A 20614-nucleotide genomic window follows, 5' to 3' on the forward strand; every position below is an offset into this window, starting at 1 on the left:
CGGGCCAGCCCGGGCCCACCGGGGAAAGACGAAACATGGCCGGGGGAGATCCCGCACCCGCCGCCGTTCGGCGACGCATCGGTCTCGGCGCTCACGTGTGGTGGGATGCCGTGACCAGTGGTGCCTTCTTCTCGCCCGCTGCGCTGTGGATCAGCATCCTGATCTCGGTCACCGTCATGGCCCCGTTCCAACACGTCGGCGACGTCGTCGGATTCGCCCACGTGATGTTCGTCGGCTTCCTCGGGTGGGCAGCGCTCGCGCTGCTTCTCGTTCCTGTCGCGCTCGCCGAGCGACGTCTGCGTCGCCCGTCGCACCGCGGCATCCTCGTCCTCGCGGCGGTCGCCCTCGCCGCCGGCATCCGCCCGTTCGTCAACGAGGCCATCTACGTCGGGCTCTACGACGTCGCCCCCGACTTCGAGGCACTGGCGGCGCGCGTCGTGTCGAACATGTTCGTATGGCTCGCGGGCCTCTCGATCATCGCGATGACCGTGCGCTCCATCGAGCTGACCCGAGGTTCGCGCAGGCGGCTCACCGACGCGATCGCGGCACTGACCACCGGGCGACGCCGGCTCGCACGGTTCGAGTCCGAGAACCGGGCCGAGCTGGCGCCGCTCATCTCACGACTGCGCCGCCGGCGCGACGAGATGCTCAGCGGGACGATCGACTTCACCGCTGTCCGGGACTACGCCGACGAGGTGCGCACCGCCAGCCACCGCCTCGAGGAACGCGCCGGACTCGACCTGCGCGCCGTCGAGGGTGACACGGGCGAGCACAGGATAGACACCACGTCGCGCTCGCCGCTGACGATGCTCCGCCCGGCGCCGTATCTGCTCACCGGGTTCGTCTTCCTCGTCGGCGCCGTGCCCTACGCCTTCCAGTCGAACGGACCGTGGGCGGCGGTCGCCGCGATACTCGCTGGCGCGCCGGTGACGCTGGCTGGCGACGCGATCATCCGCTGGCTGTCACGCAGGAAGGCGCCGGCGCGTCGCGGACGGATCGTCGTCGCCGTGTGGCTCGCCGCCGGGGTCGGGATGACCGTCGTGGCCTGGGTCATCCTCGGACCGGATGATCCCACCCGGTTCGTGCCGCTCATCTCGTTGCCGCTCGTCGCGATCGCGTTGGCCGCGTGCACCGACGCCATCGCCCGCGCCGCCGACACCGCCCACCGTCTCGAAGCGGTGCTGAGCCTCGTGGCGCGGACGCTGACCGCGAAGACCGCGTCGGCCCGCCGCCCGCTGCGGAATGCGGCGCACGTGCTCCACGGGCGCGTGCAGGGCAGATGCGTCCTGCTCGCGGCGGCGGCCGACGAGTGGGAACTGACCCCGGAGGACATCGAGGCCTTCCGGCGAGAGACCGATGCCGCCTTCGACTCGATCCTGGCGTTCATCGCCGAAGCCGACTCGGTCGCGCTCGAGGGAACGCTGCAGAGCGCCCACGAGGACCTCTTCGAGCTCCTTGCCACCTGGCGCACGGTGCTCGGGGTGTCGAGCGAGATCTCGGCGGAGGCGACCGACGCGCTGCAGGAGCCCGCGCTGTCACGCCGGGTGGCGACCGTCGTCAACGAGGGGTTCGTCAACGCGATCAAGCACTCCGAGGCGAAGGACGTGTGGCTCTCGATCGACGTCGTCGACGGCGCGCTCCTCGTCCGCACGTGGTCGCGCGGAGTGCTCGACCGCGTACCTGCCGTGGGACCCGAGCTGCGCGGGATCGACGTGCTGGGGGCCGGGTCGAGGATCTATCAGCGCGACGACACCGTCGTGCTCGAGGTGCCGGTGCCGCTCAGCCCCGAAGCCGCGATTGCGGCGGCCCCTGCGACGCGACGGCACTGGTGGGCGCCGCGAACGTCGAGTGCCGGCTGAGGGTCAGTACTCCATGAGCGCCGCGACGACCAGTGCGATGGCGCCGAGTGCGACCACGACCAGCGCGACGTAGGCCCACCACGGCAGTCCCGGCGGCTTCGGCGCGGAACGCTTGCGACGGCGACGGGTCGACGAGCGAGCAGACATGAGTTCCTCCCCCAGGACGGTGTTTCGTCGCCGTTGACGAGGATCTGCGGTCAGGCTAGCGCAGCCGTGTGTCGGGGTCGTTGCGCAGCGGCGGGGGCGTCGGGTCGCTGTTCGCGGATGCAACGGATGCCGGGCGACACCCGGCATCCGTGGGTCGGACAGTGGCGTGTCGGGGCAGATCCATTGCATCCGCGAACGCGGCGGTGCCGGAGGAGCGCCTCAGCGCCCCGCGAGCATGAGGTCGGCGGTGCGCAGCGACAGGGCCATTTGCGTGAGGGCCGGATTCGCGGTCAGAGCGCTCGGGAAGGTGGAGTTGTCGCAGATCCAGAGGTTCTCGACCTCGTGGGACCGACCGGATGCGTCGACGACGCCGTCTTCCGGATCGTCGCTCATGCGCGCGGTCCCGAGAGTGTGGCACGAGCGCTGCGTGACCCGCGTGTTGCGTGCGCCCGCGGCGCGCAGGATGCGCTCCATGACGGCCACACCGTGCCGGTCGATGGCCCGCTCGTTGTCACCCTGCGAGAACGTGATCTCGGCCCGCGGCATCCCGTCCTCGGCGAGTTCGTCGCTGAGCGTCAGGGCGTTGCGGTTGTCGGGCAGGCACTCGCCGTTCATGCCGACGCCCGCGCTGAACGGGTACTCGTTCATAGCCGACATCAGGTCCTCGCCCCACAGGCCAGCACCGCGCACGAGCTGCGTGCCGAAGTTCAACGGCATCACGCCGAGGCTCTGCAGGAGGTATCCGCCGATGAAGTCCGCGTCCTCGGGCCGCACGAAGTCCTCGCTGATGATCGACGACGGGTAGCCGCGATATCCGCGGATCGGTTGGTCGAACCGACCCCACACCTGCACGCCGCCGTGCGCCATGAATCCCCGGCCCACCACACCGTTCGCGTTCGCGATATCCGTGTGCAGCAGCAGCCGCGGCGTCTCGACGCCACCCGCGGCGAGCACGAGCGCCGCGCATCGCTGGCGCACGTCGACCCCGCCCGCGCGGTACACCACGGCTGTCACCCGGCCGGCGGCATCCCGTTCGATCCCGTGCACGAACGAGTCCGGGCGCACCTCGGCGCCGGCTGCGACGGCGGCGGGCAGGTAGGTGTTCGCGGTCGTCGCTTTCGCGCCGAACCGGTCGCCCTGGTGGATGTCGCCGTTGTCGAGCGTCGCGGGCCGCAGGCCGTAGTGCGGCTGGTCGCGGTCGTGGGTGAGGATCGCGGCGGGGCCGTCGGTCGCGGTGATGCCGAGCGCCTCGCAGCCGCGGATCATCACGTCCGATGAGCCGTTCCGACGGACCGGCGGGTACGCGTAGCGGCGCGACGGGTCCCAGGGATAGTGCGCGGGACCGCTCACGCCGATGTCGGACTCGACGCGCTCGATGTAGCGGATCAGCTCGGCGTGGTCGATCGGCCAGTCGCGGCCCTCGCCCGTGTCGCTGCGCAGCCGCAGGTCGCGGGCATCCGGACGCGGCGTGAACGCGCCCCAGTGCAGGGTGCTGCCGCCGACGCCGTACCCGCTGTTGTTCGGCCCGAACGCGGTCGGATCCGCTCCGCCGCTGAGGCGCTCGGACATCCAGTTGATCTTCGTGGACTCGAGCTCGTCGGGCGTGAACTCGCTCGGCGCGAAGTCCGGGCCCGCTTCGAGCGCCACGACGCGCAGCCCCGCCGCGGCAAGACGTGCGAGCAGGGGAGCGCCGCCCGCCCCCGTACCGACCACGACGACGTCGACGACCTCGTCCAGGTCGAAGCGCCGCATCCCGGGGGCATCCGTCACCCGGCGACCGTCGCCGCTCATGCTGCACCTTCCCCGAGCTCGGCCGGCTCCCACGACTCGCGTGCACCGCCGGAGATCACGGTCCACCCCACGGGGCGCTCGCCCGTCCCCCCGACCGCGAAGCCGTCGAACCCGATCCGTGCCAGCGACGCCGGGTGCGACAGCCACATGCGCAGCAGGTCGTTGCGTGCGTCCTCGAACCAGGAGCGGATGCCGTCGGCCGGCAGACCGGCAGCGGGCATCCCGTCGGTGATGAGACGCGTGATCAGCGCGCGCTGCTCCGCGGCATCCTCCGGCCAGACCTGGGCTACCGCGTCCAGCCCGCGCGCGTAGGCGATCGTGTCATCGGGGGAGCCCGCGGGCCGCCAGCCGTCCCCGCCGCCGTCGGCGAGCATGTCGTCGATGCGCGCGGCGAGGTCGATCGGGGCCCCGTGCTGCGGCACGATCCGCGCGGCCAGCTGCCGCAGGGTCGCCACCTGCGCGTCGGTGAGCGCGCGCGGCACGCGACGCGGGTCGTCCGCGATCGCGCGGTGCGCGAGAGTGCGCCGCACCGCGACGTCCACGCGGGTCGACCCGAGCACACGTCCCCACTCCGCGGGGATCGTCGGGGCTGAGGTGCGAATCGCGTCCCACAGCTCGGCCAGCGCCGCCGCGACCCGCTCGGGAGCCTCGTACGGCACCAGGTGACCGACACTCGGCATCCGCTCGACACGGGCGCGGGGGTAGACGTCGGCGACCAGTGCAGGCTGCGCGTCCGCGCCGAGCGCGTCGTCGTCCTCACCGGCGAGGACGACGACGGGCAGGTCGAGGACTCCGATCAGTCCGGTGGCGTCCTCCAGGCTGCCCGAGGTGAGCCAGTCCCGCCACGCGGATGCAGGCTGTCGGACGACCGCGTCGACCGCGGACTCGTGCAGCTCACCGGGAAGCGGGGCGGCGACGTTCGCGGCGATGAAGGAGGCGGCATCCTCTCGCGACAGGTGCTCGCCCTGCGCGGTTGCGAGCATCTCGCCGCGCTTGTCGTCGGCCATCGGCTCGGGCTTCGGAGGAGAGGGAGCGAGCAGCACCGCGCCCGCGAGACCGAACAGCGGCTCGGTGCCCGAGAGCACCCGCGCTATGACGCGCGCCGCGACTTTGCCGCCGAGGCTGTGTCCGCAGACGAGGAAAGGCCCGCCGTCGGCTTCGGCGACGATCCGCTCGAGCGCGGTGTCGGCGAGGTCATCGACGGATGCCGCCCGGCCGCGGTCCAGAAGGTCGATGCCCACGATGCGCAGCCGCGGGTGGGCGGCGGCGACGATCGGGTCGGCAGCGGCAGCATCCAATCCCAATCCGGGCAGGAAGAAGACGGTGCACTCGTGGGTGGGGGACGGGTCGCTCGGCACGCGATAACTCTAGAAACGCGCCGGATCTCGACAGAACACTTGCGCCCCGGGCAGGCACCTGCGATCATCTCGGCGCGCGTCACGCAGCCCACTGCCACTGCGGGCCGCCGCTGGCAAGGGGGCGAGCGGATGCCGCATCCCGGCCTACGGTGGCGCGATGACCGATCAGTACACGTTCGACAACCCCGTCACCCGGTACGCCCGCGTCGAGCCGCCCCTGCAGCACCAGCCCGAGCCGGGCGTGCAGGCGCGCATGACGCCCGTGCCCGACCTCGGAGAGTCGACGTACCGCGGGTCTGAGCGTCTGCGGGGGCGCAAGGCGCTCGTCACGGGCGGGGACTCCGGCATCGGCGCCGCGGCGGCGATCGCGTTCGCGCGGGAGGGCGCCGACGTCGTCATCGTGCATCTGCCCGACGAGCAGGAGGACGCCGACCACGTGCTGCAGGTCATCGCCGACGCCGGCGTGCGGGGCCACGCCATCGTCGCGGACATCAGCGACCGTCAGCAGTGCCGTGAGCTCGTCGCAGAGGCGGCGGAGTTCCTGGGTGGCATCGACATCCTGGTGAGCAACGCGGGCAAGCAGGTCGCGGTCGAGCGTGTCGAAGACCTCTCCGACGAGCAGTTCAGCGCGACGTTCGAGACCAACGTCTTCGCCTTCTTCTGGATCGTGAAGGCCGCCCTCGTCCACATGCCTCCCGGGGCATCCATCATCAGCACGGCGTCGCTCGAGGCCTACAAGCCCGCTCCCGACCGCCTGGACTACGCGGCGACCAAGGCGGCGATCAACAACCTCTCCAAGGGTCTCGCGCAGCAGCTGGCGCCCCGCGGCATCCGGGTCAACGTCGTCGCGCCCGGTCCCGTGTGGTCCGCCCTGCAGGTCAGCGACGGGGTCTCGGACCAGCAGATGCAGGCCTTCGACGAGGAGAACGAGTACAAGCGCGCCGGGCAGCCCGCCGAGATCGCGCCGGCATTCGTGTTCCTCGCCTCGGCGGAGTCGAGCTACGTCTCGGGCGAGACCCTCAACGTCAACGGCGGCATGGTCACGCCCTGACGGTCAGACCGTCGGAGCGTTCCAGCTGAGCGACTCGATGTAGCGCAGCAGCACACCCTCGCGCAGTGCCCACGGCGACACCTCGAGCTCGTCCACCTGCAGCGCCGTCATCGCGGTGTGCAGCACGACCGCGCCCGCGACGATCTGGAAGGTGCGGTCCGCGGTGATCCCCGGCAGCTCCTGCCGAGCGGATGCCGGAATCCGCGCCAGCCGCGGGATCCACGACCCGAGCGCCCCGCGCGGCAGCACCATGCGCTCGGAACCCGCCCAGCCCGGCGCGGGGTAGCCGACGAGCTTGGCGAGCGAGCGGATCGCCTTCGACGAGCCGACGACGTGCTCCGGCGCGGGCTGCGACGACATGAGCGCGACGACCGGCTTCAGCGTGGCCTTCGCGTGCTCGCGCAGTCGCTCGACGGCATCCTCTCCGGGCGGGTCGTCGTGCAGGTACTCGACGGTCATCCGGCCGGCGCCGAGGGGGACGGATGCCGCGACCTCGGGCAGTTCGTCGCGCCCCGCCGCGAGCTCCAGCGAGCCGCCGCCGATGTCGAAGAGGAGGATCTGCCCGGCCGACCAGCCGAACCAGCGGCGGACCGCGAGGAAGGTGAAGCGCGCCTCGGTCTCGCCGCCGAGCACCTGCAGGTCCTGTCCCAGCGCGGCCTCGATGCGGGCGATGACCTTGGCGCCGTTGGTCGCCTCGCGCACGGCGCTCGTGGCCGTCGCGAGGAGCTCGACGACGTTCTCGCGCTCAGCGACCGCACGCGCCTCGACGACCGCCGCGACGAGGGCGTCGACCCCCCCCGCGCTGATCGACCCGTCCGGCTCGAGGTAGCGCATCAGCCGCAGGACGGTGCGGTTGCTCGTCGCTGCCAGCGGGCGACCGCCGGGGTGCACATCGGCGACCAGCAGGTGGACGGTGTTCGAGCCGATGTCGAGGACTCCGAGGCGCACGATGTGAGGCTAGCGGCTGGCGGAGAGCGACAGCTTCGGCTTCGCGGGCGGCTGCGGCGCGCTCAGGATGACGCCGACGTCGACGCGCGCCCCGTTGGTGAGGTTGGTGACGCCCCACTCGGTACCGCGACACGTGACGCGAGCGGACGAGGAGCCTGCTCCCGCGACGGAGCACGACATGCCCCACGCGTTGTCGATCGCGCTCGCTCCCGGAGATGCCCAGGAGGCGGTCCACGCCCGCACCTTGCCGGTGGACGGCGCGGTCAGCGAGAGGCCGACCTGGTACTTGCCCTGCCACGCACTCGTCACGGTGAGCGTGGCCGACACCCCGTTCGACGAGGCGCTCGACGTTCCACCGACCGCGGGGGGCTGGGACGGCTGAGGCTGCGATGGCTGCGGTTGTGGCTGCGAGGGTTGCGACGGCTGGGGCGCCGGCGTGGGTGCCGCCGGGTACGGCACGTTCTTCGGCGTGAGGATCGGCTTCAGCGCGGCGAGCTTCGCCTTGTCGCGCGTGTACCAGTCATCCTTCAGCAGGCCGCCGGTGTCGCCGCTGTTCGGGTTGAACGACCAATAGGCCCAGCTGAGCCCCTTGCCCTTCATGTAGGCCGTCAGCTTCGCGAGCCACTGCTTGTCGGAGGTCGTCTGGAGTTTCGTGCCGAACTCCCCGACGAACACGGGAGCGATCTTCTTCGTCGCGATGTAGCCCCAGTTCCGCTCCCACACGCTGGGGAGATTCGCGGGGTAGTTGGACGTGTGGAACCACGGCTGATCCGAGATCGACGACGGGTATTCGTGCGGCGAGTAGACGACGCGGTTCTTGACCTTCAGCGTGACCGGCTTCTTCGCGACGCCGCGGAGGTTGCCGCCCCACCAGGTGGCGCTCCCGTCGGGCGCGAACTGCACGCCCTCGACGATGATGATTAGCTTCGGGTTGACGTCCAAGACCGCGTTACCGGCGCGCACGGCGGCCGCCTGCCAGTCACGCGCGCGCACACCGCACCCCCAGCACGCGTTGCCGCGGGGCTCGTTGTGGAGGTCGACACCGATCACGGTCGGGTCGGACTTGTAGCGGGCGGCGAGCATCCGCCAGTCCGAGATCCACCGCTTCTCGGAGTACTTGTCGGTGTACCAGAGCTCGGACTGCGCGTCCGTGCCCGGCCGGTGTCGATCGAGGATCACGCGCAGACCGTACGAGCGAGCCGTGGCGATGACGGCATCCATGATCTTCAGGGGTGTTTTGTTGGCGAGCGCCGGGTTCATCGCCGTGTTGACGGAGGTCGCGGTCTTGCGGCTGAGGCACTCGTTCGCGAACGGGAGCCGGATCGTGTTGAAACCCATCCCGGCGATTTGCGCCATGCCCTGCTTCAGCGAGATGGACCACAGGCCGTGCGGAGCGCACGTCTCTGTCTCCATCCCGAACCACGACGTCGCCTTGAGCGTGACGGTCTTCCCTGTCGACGCGTTCACGATGCGCGAGCCCGAGGTCTTGTACCAGCCGGGTCCGGCGGCATCCGCCGACGTCGGTGTTCCGGCGATGCCGAGGGATGCGGCGAGCACCAGCGCGGTCGCGACCGCCAGCACGCGTCGGAACATGACAAAACCCCCGTCGAGAGCGGCAGAATCGCCGCGATGGAACACCAAATCTCAGGGTACGGCACGCGGACGCGCACGCGCGCGCGTAAAGGCCTGCGGCGGCACGGCTAGAGTTGCGGCAATGTCCCCCGACGAGACGCCGACGACGAACGATTCGTTGTACCGCGAGATCCCCCGTGCCGAGTGGGCGCGGATGGCCGCCGGCATGGAGCAGCCCCTCACCGAGACCGAGGTCGTGCAGCTGCGCGGCATCGGGGACCGTCTCGACATCACCGAAGTGCGCGAGGTCTACCTCCCCCTCAGCCGGCTGCTCTCGCTGTACGCCTCGGCGACCAAGCGTCTCGGCGCCGACACCGCCGATTTCGTCGGTGAGACGGATGCCACGACGCCGTTCATCGTCGCGGTGGCAGGATCCGTGGCCGTCGGCAAGTCGACGGTGGCCCGACTGCTGCGCGAACTGATGAGCCGGTGGCCCGGAACCCCGCGCGTCGAACTCGTCACGACCGACGGATTCCTCTACCCGAACGCCGAACTCGAGCGCCGCGGGATCATGGATCGCAAGGGCTTCCCCGAGTCGTACGACCGTCGGGCGCTGGTCGAGTTCCTCCTCGCGGTGAAGTCCGGCGAGGCCGAGGTCAAAGCGCCGTACTACTCGCACATGCGATACGACATCATCCCCGACGCCCAGGTCACGGTGCGGCGCCCCGACGTCATCATCGTCGAAGGGCTCAACGTCCTCGCCCCGGCGCCGAATCCTCACGACATCGCCGTCAGCGAGCTGTTCGACTTCTCGGTCTACGTCGACGCCGACCACGACCACATCGCCCAGTGGTACGTGAACCGGTTCCTCGCCCTCCGCGAGGCGGCCTTCTCCAACCCGAACTCGTTCTTCAAGGTCTTCGCCGACATCTCCGACGACGAGGCCGTGACGCGCGCGCTCGGATACTGGAACGAGATCAACCTCCCCAACCTGGTCGAGAACGTCGAGCCCACCCGTCACCGTGCGAAGCTCGTCCTCCGCAAGGCCGCGGACCACACCGTCGAGACGGTCCGCCTCCGCAAACTCTGACTCAGCGGCGCTGGAAAAGTCGCCAGACGGCGAGTCCCAGCATCCCTACGCACGCTCCCGTCACGTTCGCGACGATGTCCAGGACGCTCGGCACGCGCTGCGCGAGCACCAGCGCCTGCATGCACTCGATCGCCACCGTCGCGACGATCGCGATCGGCAGCACGAGCTCGAGCGAGCGACGCAGGAGGAGCGGCAGGAGCACGCCGAACGGCACGAACAGCGCGACGTTGGCGACGAACTCGACCCGGGGCCGGGTGATGGCGGGCAGCCGCCGCGAGAGCGCGTCGAGGAGCGGCGCGACACCGGCGTCGACCGGCGTCGGCCAGAACGCGATGAGCGCCAGCACCGCCACATACCCCGTGAGGACGAGGACCGGGACGGATGCCGGTGGGCGCAGGCGGCGCCGGGGGAGCGGCGGCCGCGGCGGGACGCGGGGTGGCAACGGCGGCCGGGGCGGGGTTTCGGGCATCGGTCCTCCTCGGGGGTGGCGCGACGCTGCGATGTGTGCGCGAGTCTACGACCTCGCCCGATCCCGCCCCGCCGGCCTCAGCGAGCCGGGTAGTACCCGAAGACCTGCGTGTAGAAGGGAAGCCCCTTCGACGAGCAGGCGACGCCGATCCCGATGCGGTTGTACGACCCGAGGATGTTCGCCCGGTGGCCCGTCGAAGCCATCCACGCCGCGGTCACCTTCTGCGGGGTGTACCCGAAGGCGACGTTCTCGCCCGCGCGGGTCCACCCCTTCGGGATCTGCGACGAGTAGTACGGGTTGTGACTCATCCGGTTGGCGGCGGCCTGCTTGCCTGACCAGTTCACCGCGACGGTCGACATCGCCGAGTTCAGCGTCAGGGCGGCCTTCCCCTTCGCCTTCCGAGCGGCGTTGACATCGGCGAGGATCCGCTTCTGCACGGCGGACTGGGTGGTACCGGTGCATGAGGTCGACACGGCCGCGGAAGCCGTGCCGGCGGGCAGGACCGAGAGGGCGAGCGCGAGGGCGGCGGTGAGGGCGAGCGCCGACCGTCGGCGGGCGCGGAGGGATGTGGACATGGGGGACTCCATCGTGTGGGGGCACGGCCGCGCTGGGGACGCGGAGATTCATAGGTACCAAACGCATGTTTCCGGCACCACCCCTAGGCGATTGTCGGCGGCGACGCGCCCGGCGCTCGGGGCGGGGCGGAGTCCCAGCCGCCCGCACCTAGCATGGAGCGCATGTGTGGAATCGTCGGATACGTGGGGCCTCGTGACAGCCAGGCCATCCTCCTCTCGGGTCTCGCCCGTCTCGAGTACCGCGGCTACGACTCCGCCGGTATCGCCGTCATCGACCGGGACGGCGACCTCGACATGCGCAAGCGCGCCGGCAAGCTGCAGGTGCTGCGCGACGACCTCTCCGCACACCCCATGGGCGACGGGACGACCGGCATCGGTCACACCCGCTGGGCCACGCACGGCGGCCCGACCGACGCGAACGCGCACCCGCACCTCGCCGACGACGACAAGCTCGCCGTCATCCACAACGGCATCATCGAGAACTTCGCCGAGCTGAAGGCCGAGCTGCTCGCCGAGGGGTACACGTTCCGCAGCGAGACCGACACCGAGGTCGCCGCCGTCCTGCTCGGGCGCGAGTTCTCGGCATCCCGTGATCTCGTCGCCGCCTTCCGGGGCGTCGTCGCCCGACTCGAAGGAGCGTTCACGCTGCTCGCGATGCACCGGGACGAGCCCGGCCTCGTCGTGGGCGCGCGTCGCAACTCGCCGCTCGTCATCGGGCTCGGCCACGGGGAGAACTTCCTCGGCTCCGACGTCGCCGCATTCGTCGAGCACACCCGCAACGCCCTCGCCATCGGGCAGGACCAGATCGTCGCCATCACGCCCGAGGGCGTCGAGGTCACCGACTTCGCCGGCGGCACCGTCGAGGTCGAGCCCTTCGAGGTCGTCTGGGACGCCTCCGCGGCCGAGAAGGGCGGCTGGTCGTCGTTCATGGCGAAGGAGGTCTCGGAGGAGCCCGAGGCGGTCGCCAACACGCTCCGCGGCCGGCTGCACGACGGGTCCGTCGTCATCCCCGAGCTCGACGGTCTGGACGACCTGTTCGCGGGAGTCAGCCGCGTCATCGTCATCGCCTGCGGCACCGCCGCCTACGCCGGCATGGTCGGCAAGTACGCGCTCGAGCAGTGGACCCGCGTGCCCGTCGACGTCGAGCTCGCCCACGAGTTCCGCTACCGCGACCCCGTCATCGGTCCCGACACCCTCGTCGTCTCGATCTCCCAGTCCGGCGAGACCATGGACACCCTGATGGCCGTGAAGTACGCGCGTGAGCAGGGCGCGAAGACGCTGTCGATCTGCAACACGCAGGGTGCGACGATCCCGCGCGAGTCCGACGCGATCGTCTACACGCACGCCGGACCCGAGGTGGCCGTCGCCTCGACCAAGGCGTTCGTGGCACAGATCACCGCGCTGTACCTGCTCGCCCTCCACATCGGACGGGTGCGCGGCTCGCTGTCACCCGAGGTCTCGCGCGACGCGGTCACGCAGCTCGAGGCCATCCCGGCCGGCATCGCCCGTGTCCTCGAGACCGAGCAGGAGCACATCGAACAGTTCGCCCGGTGGATGGGCGACACCCAGTCCGTGCTCTTCCTCGGCCGTCACGTCGGCTATCCGATCGCCCTCGAAGGCGCCCTCAAGCTCAAGGAGCTCGCCTACATCCACGCGGAGGGATTCGCCGCCGGCGAGCTCAAGCACGGCCCCATCGCGCTCATCGAGCCCGGTCAGGCTGTCTTCGTCATCGTGCCGTCGCCGCGAGCCTCGCGCGAGCTGCACAAGAAGGTCGTCTCGAACATCCAGGAGATCCGTGCGCGTGGCGCTCGCGTGATCGCCGTCGCCGAGGAAGGGGATGCCGCCGTCCTCCCGTTCGCCGACGAGGTGCTTCGCATCCCGCTCGCCGGTCCCCTCTTCGAGCCGCTGCTCGCGGTCGTGCCGCTGCACATCTTCGCGATGGGTCTGGCCACCGCGAAGGGTCTCGACGTCGATCAGCCGCGCAATCTCGCGAAGTCCGTCACGGTCGAGTGAGTCAGCCCGGGCCGCCGCCCGGCCCGAAGGAGCTGCTGCGCGCCTCGTCGACCCAGGCGCGCAGCTGCCACGGTGCGAACCGGAACAGCCGGGCGACGTCCTCCTCGGCGTAACCCGCTTCCAGGACGGCCGCGACCGCGAACTCCTGCATCGAGCCGAAATCCCTTCCCGCGAGCGGACCGTAGCGCAGGTCGCGGAAGCTCCGCGGCGTCGCCGGTCGCCTCGGGGCGGCGGGGGGCGCGGGTGCACTCGGGGCTGCTGACCCCTCGTAGGGCGCCGAGATGACATACCCCGGGACCGGACCTGCCGGTGGCAGTGGCTCGGGCTCGGGCTCCGGCGCAGGCGGTTGCTGCCGCGAGGGTGCGTAGGGTGCGTACGGCCACGGCTGCGCCGCGGGCGGTGCCGGCGTCGCGCCTGACGGAGGAGCGACGGGCTGCCGCGGGGACGCCGTCTGCGGTGGCCCGGCGTGCGGTGGGTCGTCGAGCGCGGGTGCGGGCGGCGCCTCAGGCTCCCACGCCGCGGGCATCTCGAGCGGCTGATAGCCCGGCGGCGGCGCGGCCAGCAGGTGCGCGTCCGGCCAGAGGAGGGAATGATCCTCTGGCGCGACGCGGTCGTCGGGCGTGTACTGGGGTTGGGCTCCGGGTCGGGTCTCGGGTGATCCGGCCTGGTGGGCGCCTTCTGCGGAGGTGCTCATCGTGACGTCCTCTTCGGGTGAGGTGATGTCAGAACTCGGAATGATGGTGCGGCTGTGCGCCCACGATAGCGATCCCGATGCGTCGCGTCACCCCTTTACACTTGCCGGGAGAGGCGCCGGTCGCGCGTCTCCGCGACGGGATGAGGCAGTGCGAGCACGACACCTCCTTCCCACCGTCGCCGCGGCGCTGCTCGTGCTGATCGGCGCCGCCGGGTGCTCAGCGTCGGCTCCGACAGCGTCGGCGCCGGCGTGCCCGACGGCCGTGCGTGTCGTGGGCCCGTCGATGGAGGACCTCCAACGAGCCGTCGACGCGGCCGCGCCCGGCGACGCGCTGCGCCTGGCGGACACCACCTACTCGGGCCGGCTCGTCATCAGCGCCTCGGGATCGGTGGCGGCGCCCATCGTCCTCTGCGGATCGCCGCAGGCGCGCATCGACGGAGGGGACGCGACGACGGGATACGCCCTGCACGTCGACAGCGCGTCCCACTGGCGCATCTCGGGTTTCGCGGTCACGGGCGCGTCGAAGGGGATCGTGGCCGACGCGGCATCCGACATCGTCTTCGACCGTCTCGTCGTCGAGGACATCGGTGAAGAGGGAATACACCTGCGAGCCGGCACAACCGACAGCACCGTCTCGAACTCGACCGTGCGTCGCACCGGGACCGTCACCCCCGAGTACGGCGAGGGTCTCTATGTCGGGTCGGCGGAGTCCAACTGGTGCCGATACACGGGGTGCGAACCCGATCGCAGCGACCGCAACCGGCTGATCGGCAACACCGTCTCGGACACGACGGCGGAGGCGATCGACATCAAGGAGGGCAGCTCGGACGGCGTCGTCGACGCGAACACCCTGACCCTGTCAGCGACAGCCGTGGTCGACTCGGCGGTGGACGTGAAGGGCAACGACTGGCGGGTCGTGGACAACCGGGTGACCTCGACGGGCATCGGCATCCAGGTGCAGCAGGTGTCCGACGGGTGGGGACAGCGCGCCCTGATCGAGGGCAACACCATCGACGCGGCCGCCGAGGCCTACGCGATCGACGTCGTCGGCGCGGCCCGCACTCAGGGCGCCGTCATCCGCTGCGACAACCGCACGGCGGGCGGCGCCGCCGTCCGCGCCAGCCTCGCCTGCACTCCCTGATCGCGTCGTCTGTCGCGCGCAGGAGCGCCGAACCGCTACGCTGTGCCCCAACCGACCGCCGACCCGAAAGGCGGTCGAGGCTCGCCGACCCCGAGCGGTGGAGCCGTACGGGGGACGGTCATGCCTGCCGAGTGGGTGTCATACGTCTGGTGGGTGCTGCCCTTCGGCATCTTCGGCGTGGTGTCGTGGGGCTACTGGGCGATCCGCAAGGTCCTGTCGGCGACCGCCCGGCCGGTCGTCAACGACTTCCGGACGACGACCACCGTCGTGGTGCCGTCGTTCCGCGAGGACCCGGACGTCCTGGTGCGGTGTCTCGGTACCTGGGTCGCGCAAAGACCGACGCGCATCATCATCGTTCTCGACACCGAGGACACGGAGGCCCAGGGGCGCATCGAGGCCCTGAAGTATCCGACCGTCGAGGTCGTCATGTTCGAGCATCACGGCAAGCGGTCCGCGCTCGGGCACGGAATGCGGATGGTCGACACGGAGCTCGTCATCTTCGCCGACTCCGACACGTCGTGGGAGGAGGGACTGCACGACGCCGTGCAGATGCCGTTCATCGACCCGTCGGTCGGTGCCGTCTCCACCCGTCAGAACGTGTACCGCCCGCGCAGCAGTGTGTGGCGTCGGGTCGCCGACTGGATCATCGACCTCCGCTACACCGACTACGCACCCGCGATGGGACGTTTCGGTGGTGTCATCTGCGCCTCGGGACGCACCGCCGCCTACCGGACGAGCGTCATCGTGCCGCAGGTCGAGAAGCTCGAGTGCGAGATGTTCTTCGGGCGTCAGTGCATCGCCGGTGACGACGGGCGGATGACGTGGCTGGTCCTCTCGCAGGGGTTCCGTGTGACGCATCAGGACAGCGCCCGTGCGCTCTCGATGTTCCCCGGCACCTTCCGCGCCTTCGTCAAGCAGCGCGTGCGATGGAGCCGCAACTCGTACCGCTGCTATCTGACCGCGATCGGCAGGGGGTGGGTGTTCAAGGTCCCGCTCATCTCGCAGATCGCGATGATGCAGATCCTCTTCACGCCGGTCACGATGTTCACCGCGCTCGCCTACGTCGTCCTGGCCGTGCGCTCCGAGCATCCGATCCCGGCCCTGCTCGTCGCCGTCATCTGGACGGTGGTCGGTCGCGGCATCCGCGGCTTCTCCCACCTGTGGCGCCGGCCGGAGGACATCGTCATCCTGCCTCTCGTGACGGCGATGATCATCCTCGTCGCGCTTCCCATCAAGACGTTCGCGCTGTTCACGATGAACAAGCAGGGGTGGTTGACCCGCTCGGCCACCACGCGCGGCGGCGAGGGGCAGACGGAGGCGAGCCTCTCCGGAGCGCCCGAGGCCGAAAGGGCGGCGGCCTCGTGACGGTCCCCGAGCAGCCACCCGTCATCTCGGCCGAGGAACGCGGCGAGACCTCCGTGCACCGAACGGTCGTGACCCGCACCGTCATGGTGCTGCTGACCGTCGCGCTCGCCGTCGGGATCGTGGTCGCGTCGAACCTCGTCGGAAGGGTCCCGCTGCCCTGGTCCGACCCGGGAGCGGACGCCGGTGCCCCGACCCCCGGAGCGTCGGCGTCGCCCGCCCCGAGCCCACAGGCATCCGATGCGGCCGAGTCGGAATCCCTCCTGCTCGACGTGCTCAAGGGCACCGGCGTGATGCCCACAGCCACCCCGACTCCGACGTCGGCTGCGGGAGGCGAGACCTGGCAGGAGGACGGTGCGGAGCGCATCCGTGCGTCCGAGGAGGAGATGATCGCGAAGCTCACGGACGCGGCCATCGGCGACATGATCCGCGCCGGGTGGGACAACCCCCTCCTGAAGAAGATGGGCATCGTCGTGCTCGATCCCCGTGCCGAGCCTTATGGACTCACCGACCTCGTCGCACTGCGAGCGCTGCGAGCCATGGGGGACGACACATACGATCTCGCGCAGTCGGTGGTGGTGCGGGCGGGCGCCACGTTGAAGGTCGATGCCCCCGGCCGCACCATCAGGATCCTCAGCACGAAGACGGGCTTCAGTCAGATCATCGGGTGGGGCGGCAACATCGTCTTGAACGGCTCAGAGGACAAGCCGCTCCGCGTCACGTCGTGGGACACCGCCACGGACGCGCCGGACGCGGACCTCAGCGACGGGCGCGGCTACGTCCTGGCTCGGAACGGAACGCTCAGCGCCGCGTACACCCAGTTCTCGGATCTCGGCTTCTGGAGCGGCCGGACCGGAGGGGTCGCCGTCGTGGCCACCGAGCCGGGCCTGGCGAGGGCGACCTTCGTCGACACGACGCACACCCGCCTCGCATTCGGCGTCTACCTGTCGGGGGTGCTCGGCGCGACGATCAACGGCATGACCGTCGACGCCCCGCTTATGTCGGGGATCACCGTGACCGGAGGATCAGCGGTCGTCCGCATCGCGGACGCTGTGGTCGGCGACGCCGGCGGGGACGGCATCGTCGTCAACCGCGAGACCTCCAGTGTGGCGATCGTCGACACCACCGTCAGTCATGCCGACGGCGTGGGTGTCCGGATCGCAGGCGCGCCGCGCGCCACGGGGCCCAACGCCGGGGGAGCGAGCACCTACGTCATGGCCGACTTCCTCCTCGAAGGGGTGACCGCCCTCGACAACCGCACGGGAGGGGTCCTCATCGACGGCGGCAACGGCGTCACCGTGAAGGACCTGACCACCAACGGCGTGGCCGGCGGACTGCGGATCGTCGGCCCCGCCCATACGGTCGAGGTCACCGACTCGACGCTGGTGTCGACCGGCGGCATCCCGCTGCGCCTTGAAGGGGACGTCGGCGACGCGACGGTGACGACCTCGCGGATGAAGGGGCCGGTCACCGGCGTCGAGCTCCGCGGCGTGCGTGTCGAGCTGCGCGGCAACACCATCACCGTCGGCGAGGGGCAGGGGGTGTCGGTGAGCGACGACGCACACCTCGTCCTCTCCGCCAACCGGATCCGCGGACTCGGTGAGACGCCGGTGCGCGCCGAGGACGGCGCGAGCGTCACGCAGCGTTTCGTCGATACGTCGGCGTGGAGCTATCGCCCGGCCCTGCTGCTGTGGCTGAACCACCACCCGATGGGGTGGCTCTGGCTGCTCGTGCTCCTCATCCCGGCCGTCGGTCTCCCCTTCGCGATCGTCCGTCGACGTCGCCGCGCCGAACTGCGCGGTCTGCTCGAGGACGCGATCGTCCAGTACGGCCGCCGGCAGATCGAGCTCTACGGGCCGGATGCCGGCGCCTCTGTCGTCGAGGAAGACCGTGAACCCGTCCTCGTCGCGGCGGTTCCGCAGGCCCACCCGCACCCGACGACCGCCCAGCCGGTCGTCGCACGTGCGCCCGTCCCCGAGATCGGCGCGCCGATCACGATCAACGGCGTCCCGGTCTCCGAATGGCCCGAGACGCCGCACCGCGGACATCGGCCCGTGACCCCGAGGTCGCTGCGCGATCTGCGCGAGGTGCTGCCGGCGCAGGCTTTCACCTCGCCCCAGCAGTTCGCCGTCGCCGCCGTCCTCGAAGCGGGATATCCGGTCTTCGATGTCGCGCGGCTCTTCCGCGTCCCCGCCTGGCGCCTCGAGAGCTGGGTCGAGGAGACGCTGGCCGCCCCACCCGCGCGCGCGGCGGTCCGCCGGCGATGACGCAGCCACGACACCTCAGGACCGACCCGCGAAAAATGACCGTCATCGGAATCTGGTAGACACGACCGGGGCGCTGACGACACGGCGCCGTTGTGGAGGGACTCTTTCAATGCGACTTTCTGTCATCGGATGCGGCTACCTGGGGGCCGTGCACGCCGCCGCAATGGCCTCCATCGGCCACGAGGTGGTCGGTATCGACGTCGACGAGCGCAAGATCGCCTCGCTCGCCGCCGGCGAGGCCCCGTTCTTCGAGCCCGGCCTGTCCGAGATCCTCGCCGAAGGCATCGCCTCGGGTCGCCTGTCCTTCTCGACCGACTTCGCCGCTGCGGCCGGTGCGAAGGTCCACTTCGTCGGTGTCGGGACACCGCAGGTCAAGGGCGGCTACGCCGCCGACCTCACCTACGTCAATGCGGCCGTCGACGCGCTGCTGCCGCACCTGTCCGAGGGTGACATCGTCGCGGGCAAGTCGACCGTGCCCGTCGGCACCGCCGCATCCCTCGCCCCCCGCGTGAGCGCGACCGGCGCCACCCTCGTGTGGAACCCCGAATTCCTCCGCGAGGGCTTCGCCGTTCAGGACACCGTCGACCCCGACCGTCTCGTCGCCGGCGTTCCCGCCGGTGACGAAGGCGAGCGCGCCACACAGGTGCTGCGCGAGGTGTACCACCCGTCGATCGCGAAGGGCACACCCTTCATCGTCACCGACTATGCCACCGCCGAGCTCGTCAAGGTGTCGGCCAACGCGTTCCTCGCGACGAAGATCAGCTTCATCAACGCCATGGCCGAGATCGCCGAGGTCGCCGGTGCCGACGTCACGATGCTCGCCGACGCGATCGGTCACGACGCCCGCATCGGCCGCCGCTTCCTCGGTGCCGGCATCGGCTTCGGCGGCGGCTGCCTGCCGAAGGACATCCGCGCCTTCTCCGCGCGCGCCGAGGAACTCGGGCGCGGCGAATCGGTCGCGTTCCTCCGCGAAGTGGACGAGATCAACATGCGTCGTCGCGAGCGCGCCGTGCAGCTGGTGCAGGAGGGCCTCGGCGGTGAGCTCTACGGCAAGAAGGTCACCGTGCTCGGTGCCGCCTTCAAGCCGCACTCCGACGACATCCGCGACTCGCCCGGCCTCGACGTCGCCGTCCGCCTGCACGGCCTCGGCGCCAGCGTCACCCTGACCGACCCCGAAGCGATCGAGAACGCCCGCCGTCAGCACCCGCAGCTCACCTACGTCGCCGACCGCGACGAGGCGCTGACCGGCGCCGACGCCGTCATCCTCGTCACCGAGTGGGACGAGTACCGTCGCGAGCTCGACCCCGGGCACGCGGCATCCCTCGCCGCAGGTCGTGTCGTCGTCGACGGCCGCAACGCGCTCGACCCCGCCGCGTGGCGCGCCGCGGGCTGGACGTACTACGGGATGGGTCGCCCCTGACCCACGCGGATCGCTCCGGCGGGTGGAGTCACTGCCCGCCGGAGATCGCCGCGCCCGCCGCCATGAGCAGCAGCATCGTCGTGTTGTAGACGATGTGCGCGAGCACGGCGCCCCAGACCCGACCGGTCAGGATGACGAGGGTCGCGCAGACGAGCCCGACGGCGCCGACCGAGAGGGACTCGCCGAGAGGCAGTGAGCCGTCCACGACGTGGATGAGGATGAACGTCGCCGTCGAGACGAGCACCGCGGCGACAGCGGCGGCCATGCGGCCTGCGCTGCGCCGCAGCAGTCCGTACATCGCCACGAGGACGACGGTGCGGAAGAAGAACTCCTCGATCACGGGTCCGATGAGCCCCGCGGGGAGGGCCTCGGTCCACAGCCACGACGAGGTGACGTTCGCCGTCGGGAAGGGGCGGGATGCCGCATCCGTGACCCATCCCTCGAACACCCGCAGCCCGAGACCGAGCGCGAGACCCCAGATGAGGTCGGTGCTCCGGAAGCGGAGCAACCCGGCCGGGCGGCCGCGGCGGAACGCGACCACCACCGGGACGATCATCCCGACCCACAGGATCGCCGTCGACACGAGCGGCGCCGAGGGCGACCTCCAGAGCAGCTGGACCAGCGATCCCGCGAAGATCGCGGCGCCGAGGCTGATCAGCGCGATGACGAGCAGACTGCCGTTCCACGGCCGCACGCCCGTCCCGCCCAGACGCCAGTCTGTGCGCTTCCGGCGGCGCCCGCGACGACGGGGCTTCGCGCCTTCGGGCTCGGCGAGCGGGGTCTCCGCATCGACCGCGGGGGACGAGGGGCCGTCGCTAAGCTGATCCTGCACGGGCCTACCGTATCGGGTGCCCGTC

At 70.7% G+C, this 20614-nt stretch carries 17 protein-coding genes; 8 read left to right on the forward strand and 9 right to left on the reverse strand.

The annotated features are described in order from the left end of the window. The first annotated feature begins 35 nt into the window (after positions 1-35). Positions 36-1859 carry a hypothetical protein gene (locus tag AB0259_RS13115; protein ID WP_366222964.1) on the forward strand — a complete coding sequence of 608 codons (1824 nt, stop codon included), beginning with the start codon at positions 36-38 and terminating at the stop codon, positions 1857-1859. A gap of 3 nt (positions 1860-1862) precedes the next feature. Here AB0259_RS13115 and AB0259_RS13120 read toward each other — a convergent pair whose 3' ends face one another. The 3 genes from AB0259_RS13120 to AB0259_RS13130 all read right to left on the reverse strand — a co-directional run bounded on the left by AB0259_RS13120 (position 1863) and on the right by AB0259_RS13130 (position 5155). Continuing rightward, positions 1863-2006, reverse strand: a complete 144-nt coding sequence (locus AB0259_RS13120) for a hypothetical protein (RefSeq protein ID WP_251581976.1) — start codon at positions 2004-2006, stop codon at positions 1863-1865. Positions 2007-2225: 219 nt separating this feature from the next. Then, entirely contained in the window at positions 2226-3797 is a 1572-nt protein-coding gene (locus AB0259_RS13125) for a GMC family oxidoreductase (RefSeq protein ID WP_366222965.1), read from the reverse strand. Continuing rightward, the gene (locus tag AB0259_RS13130; RefSeq protein WP_366222966.1) at positions 3794-5155 is read right to left on the reverse strand and encodes an alpha/beta fold hydrolase; all 1362 of its coding nucleotides are present in this window, start codon (positions 5153-5155) and stop codon (positions 3794-3796) included. Before AB0259_RS13130 ends, AB0259_RS13125 begins: the two co-directional genes overlap by 4 nt. 157 nt (positions 5156-5312) lie before the next feature. On the opposite strand from AB0259_RS13130, the gene AB0259_RS13135 reads away from it, so the two are divergent. Beyond that, positions 5313-6206 (forward strand): SDR family oxidoreductase, encoded by an 894-nt coding sequence (locus AB0259_RS13135; RefSeq protein WP_366222967.1) that lies wholly within the window; start codon positions 5313-5315, stop codon positions 6204-6206. Positions 6207-6209: 3 nt separating this feature from the next. Here AB0259_RS13135 and AB0259_RS13140 read toward each other — a convergent pair whose 3' ends face one another. Next, positions 6210-7154, reverse strand: a complete 945-nt coding sequence (locus AB0259_RS13140; protein WP_366222968.1) for a Ppx/GppA family phosphatase — start codon at positions 7152-7154, stop codon at positions 6210-6212. Between the two features lie 9 nt (positions 7155-7163). Continuing rightward, a complete protein-coding gene (locus AB0259_RS13145) occupies positions 7164-8747 on the reverse strand; it encodes a cellulase family glycosylhydrolase (RefSeq protein ID WP_366222969.1) in 1584 nt (527 codons plus the stop codon). Positions 8748-8868: 121 nt separating this feature from the next. Between AB0259_RS13145 and coaA the strand changes: the two genes are divergently transcribed. Next, positions 8869-9816, forward strand: coding sequence for a type I pantothenate kinase (gene coaA / locus AB0259_RS13150; RefSeq protein ID WP_251581987.1), 948 nt, complete (start codon positions 8869-8871; stop codon positions 9814-9816). Between the two features lies 1 nt (position 9817). Here coaA and AB0259_RS13155 read toward each other — a convergent pair whose 3' ends face one another. Beyond that, positions 9818-10285 carry a VanZ family protein gene (locus AB0259_RS13155; RefSeq protein WP_366222970.1) on the reverse strand — a complete coding sequence of 156 codons (468 nt, stop codon included), beginning with the start codon at positions 10283-10285 and terminating at the stop codon, positions 9818-9820. Between the two features lie 77 nt (positions 10286-10362). After that, positions 10363-10860 carry a CAP domain-containing protein gene (locus tag AB0259_RS13160; protein WP_366222971.1) on the reverse strand — a complete coding sequence of 166 codons (498 nt, stop codon included), beginning with the start codon at positions 10858-10860 and terminating at the stop codon, positions 10363-10365. Between the two features lie 162 nt (positions 10861-11022). Between AB0259_RS13160 and glmS the strand changes: the two genes are divergently transcribed. After that, positions 11023-12873 carry a glutamine--fructose-6-phosphate transaminase (isomerizing) gene (glmS, locus tag AB0259_RS13165; protein WP_366222972.1) on the forward strand — a complete coding sequence of 617 codons (1851 nt, stop codon included), beginning with the start codon at positions 11023-11025 and terminating at the stop codon, positions 12871-12873. Position 12874: 1 nt separating this feature from the next. Here the strand turns inward: glmS and AB0259_RS13170 are convergent, their stop codons facing one another. Further along, entirely contained in the window at positions 12875-13567 is a 693-nt protein-coding gene (locus AB0259_RS13170; RefSeq protein WP_366222973.1) for a hypothetical protein, read from the reverse strand. Between the two features lie 148 nt (positions 13568-13715). On the opposite strand from AB0259_RS13170, the gene AB0259_RS13175 reads away from it, so the two are divergent. The 4 genes from AB0259_RS13175 to AB0259_RS13190 all read left to right on the forward strand — a co-directional run bounded on the left by AB0259_RS13175 (position 13716) and on the right by AB0259_RS13190 (position 19757). Further along, positions 13716-14708 carry a right-handed parallel beta-helix repeat-containing protein gene (locus AB0259_RS13175; protein WP_366222974.1) on the forward strand — a complete coding sequence of 331 codons (993 nt, stop codon included), beginning with the start codon at positions 13716-13718 and terminating at the stop codon, positions 14706-14708. Between the two features lie 120 nt (positions 14709-14828). Continuing rightward, a complete protein-coding gene (locus AB0259_RS13180) occupies positions 14829-16073 on the forward strand; it encodes a glycosyltransferase (RefSeq protein WP_366222975.1) in 1245 nt (414 codons plus the stop codon). Next, positions 16070-18337, forward strand: coding sequence for a right-handed parallel beta-helix repeat-containing protein (locus tag AB0259_RS13185; protein ID WP_366222976.1), 2268 nt, complete (start codon positions 16070-16072; stop codon positions 18335-18337). The genes AB0259_RS13180 and AB0259_RS13185 overlap by 4 nt, the downstream gene beginning before the upstream one ends. Positions 18338-18446: 109 nt before the next feature. Further along, positions 18447-19757, forward strand: coding sequence for a UDP-glucose/GDP-mannose dehydrogenase family protein (locus tag AB0259_RS13190; protein ID WP_366222977.1), 1311 nt, complete (start codon positions 18447-18449; stop codon positions 19755-19757). 28 nt (positions 19758-19785) lie between these two features. Here AB0259_RS13190 and AB0259_RS13195 read toward each other — a convergent pair whose 3' ends face one another. Beyond that, positions 19786-20589 carry a CPBP family intramembrane glutamic endopeptidase gene (locus tag AB0259_RS13195; RefSeq protein ID WP_251582013.1) on the reverse strand — a complete coding sequence of 268 codons (804 nt, stop codon included), beginning with the start codon at positions 20587-20589 and terminating at the stop codon, positions 19786-19788. Between the last annotated feature and the right edge of the window lie 25 nt (positions 20590-20614).

Origin of the sequence: Microbacterium sp. NPDC080005, assembly GCF_040702445.1 — a bacterium.
In the GTDB taxonomy this organism is placed as follows: Bacteria; Actinomycetota; Actinomycetes; order Actinomycetales; family Microbacteriaceae; genus Microbacterium; species Microbacterium oleivorans_D.